General features: G+C 43.7%; 2 protein-coding genes. Both read left to right on the forward strand.

What is annotated here, in order from left to right; genetic code table 11:
- The first annotated feature begins 48 nt into the window (after window positions 1-48).
- Window positions 49-1,026: a zinc-binding dehydrogenase gene (locus ACT3TU_RS13865; RefSeq protein ID WP_192524938.1), complete on the forward strand. Its 978-nt coding sequence runs from the start codon at window positions 49-51 to the stop codon at window positions 1,024-1,026.
- Window positions 1,027-1,516: 490 nt separating this feature from the next.
- Entirely contained in the window at window positions 1,517-2,497 is a 981-nt protein-coding gene (locus tag ACT3TU_RS13870; RefSeq protein ID WP_192522747.1) for a zinc-binding dehydrogenase, read from the forward strand.
- Window positions 2,498-2,682: the final 185 nt, after the last annotated feature.

Below are 2,682 nucleotides of genomic sequence, written 5' to 3' on the forward strand. Positions count from 1 at the left end.
AAATATTTAATCAGACAATCACTCAAATAATAAATAAAGGAATTTATCATGCGTAGCGCAACTTACGATCATTTCGGCAAACCAACTGAAGTACTGAGTGTCGGTGACCGCCCTACTCCAGAGCCAAAAGCCAATGAAGTCCGCGTCAAAACTATCTTAGCTTCTATTCATAATCATGACCTACTCACCATTCGCGGAAAATATGGCTTTAAACCTCAGCTGCCGGCTATCGGTGGTTCTGAGGCCTTGGGTGTCATCGATGCGGTTGGCAGCGAGGTCAAAGACTTAAAAGTCGGTCAACGCGTGGCAGCGGCCAGCGTGCAGGCCACTTGGGCAGAGTACTTTGTGGCATCAGCCGACATGGTCTTCCCTGTACCTGATAGCTTAAAAGATGAGATGGCGGCGCAGCTGATCGCTATGCCGCTGAGTGCATTGATGCTGCTTGAATTTCTCGAAGTAGAAAGCGGTCAATGGGTCATCCATAACGCCGCCAATGGTGCGGTCGGTAAATCACTGGCGATGCTAGCGGCGGCGCGCGGCGTCAAAACCATTAACCTCGTCCGTAGTAGCGATGCGCTCGGAGAGTTAGAAGCGCTCGATATCAAAAATAATATCAATACGTCAGACGATGACTGGAAAGACCAAGTCAAAGCTATCATTGGCGATGATAAAATCAGTGCAGCGGTTGATTCTGTCGGCGGTGAAGCCAGTGGTAATCTGTTATCGCTACTGGGTCATGGTGGAGTGTTCGCCGTATTTGGCGCGATGTCAGGTAAGCCGATGATGCTGAATCCGACTGATATGATCTTTAAACAAGCTATCTTAAAAGGCTTTTGGGGCAGTAAACTCAGTCAAGAAATGAGTGTCGACAATAAAAAACGTCTGGTCAAAGAGCTGATAGATCGTGCGGTTGATGGCAAATTAAAACTACCCGTTGAAGCGGTGTTTGATTTGAAAGACGTATTAAAAGCAGTTGACGGTAAATTGCAATCTGAGAAGAAAGGCAAGGTGCTTTTAAGAGCTTAATAGTTTTTTTAAATATTAGTATGATTAGTATTATAAGCAGTGGCGGCGTCTCCTAACTATGGAACGCTGCCATTGCTTTTTTTTGGCAATCAGTCCAGTAGCTTAGAAGGGAACAGACTCTAATATTTAGGGTGAAACGTTACCTTAACCTTAGACGCTAACCTTAGACGCTTGTCTTTTTACAATTGTCAGCAAACAATAAGGTTGCTTAACCAAATTCAGGTTGAGTATGCCAAGGCCAAGTTGTTAAGGTTGATGACTGATAACGATTCTGTATATCTATAGTGAAGTCATTTTAAAAACGATACCGTACTATGGCTATAATTTTTCTTGCTTGCTGTTCGCAGGCGTGACAGAGGCTACAAAAATTTATAGCCGTAGCACGTCACTACCATCGTATCGCTTTTATTTCGGACTGACTATATATCAATAATAAAAATGATCAGCGACTTTTATCTATCCACCTAAAAAATAAATAAAGGAAATTCTTATGCGTAGCGCAACTTATAATAATTTTGGTAAACCTTCAGAAGTCCTAAGCGTAACCGATAGCCCTACTCCAGAACCGAAGGGTAATGAGGTTCGTATCAAGACTATCTTATCCTCCATCCACAATCATGACCTAGTGACTATTAAAGGTGAATACGGTAATAAACCTAAGCTACCTGCGACTGGCGGCTCTGAGGCGGTGGGTACTATTGACCTGCTTGGTAAAGACGTAGCAAGCTTTAAAAAAGGTCAGCGCGTGGTCGTTTCTGGTGTAGAGGGCACGTGGGCGGAGTATTTTATTGCGCCAGCCCAACGTATCATTCCGATACCAGACGCCATCGACGATGAAATGGCGGCTCAACTCATCGCTATGCCTATGAGTGCGCTGTTACTGATTGAATTCTTAAACATCGAACCCGGCCAATGGATCATCCAAAACGCTGCTAACGGTGCAGTCGGTGAATCTATGGCGATGCTTGCGCCCGAGCGCAATATTAATACGATTAATTTAGTGCGCAGTAAAGAGTCAGAAAAAGAGCTGATTGAGCTTGGTATCACCAAAAATAACGTGGTAACCGATGATGACGACTGGAAAGAACAAGTACAAAAAATCGTTGGTGATGCCAAAATAAACGGTGCAGTCGATGCGGTTGGTGGTAAGTCTGGTGGTGAGCTCCTATCGCTACTAGGTAAACACGGTGCGATGGCCTCCTTAGGTTCTATGTCTGGCGAACCGCTGATGATTAACCCCAGTCATCTGATTTTTAATTTGAGCAAAGTAAAAGGCTTTTGGGCCAGCGATCTGATGCAAGAGATCAGTGACGATGATATGCAGCGCTTAACGAAAGAGCTGATCGAACGCGCGGCTAGCGGTACATTAAAACTGCCTACTGGTGGCGTTTATAATTTAGCCGATATTCAAAAAGCGGTCTCTGAAAAAGTACAATCTGAGAAAAAAGGCAAAGTATTGATTAAACCTTAAGCTGCTCTTTTAAGATCCCTTTAATATAAAAGTATAGTCGATACAATTTAAAAACGATACAGTGCTGCTGGTATCAATTTTTTGCAGCCTCTGTCACGCCTGCGAACAGCATGCAAGAAAAACTGATACCAGTGGCACGTTGTTATCTACAGCTCTCTTTTATTGTGAGCTGACTATAATAAAAA

It is taken from the genome of Psychrobacter sp. AOP3-A1-26 (assembly GCF_052378235.1).
In the GTDB taxonomy this organism is placed as follows: domain Bacteria; phylum Pseudomonadota; class Gammaproteobacteria; order Pseudomonadales; family Moraxellaceae; genus Psychrobacter.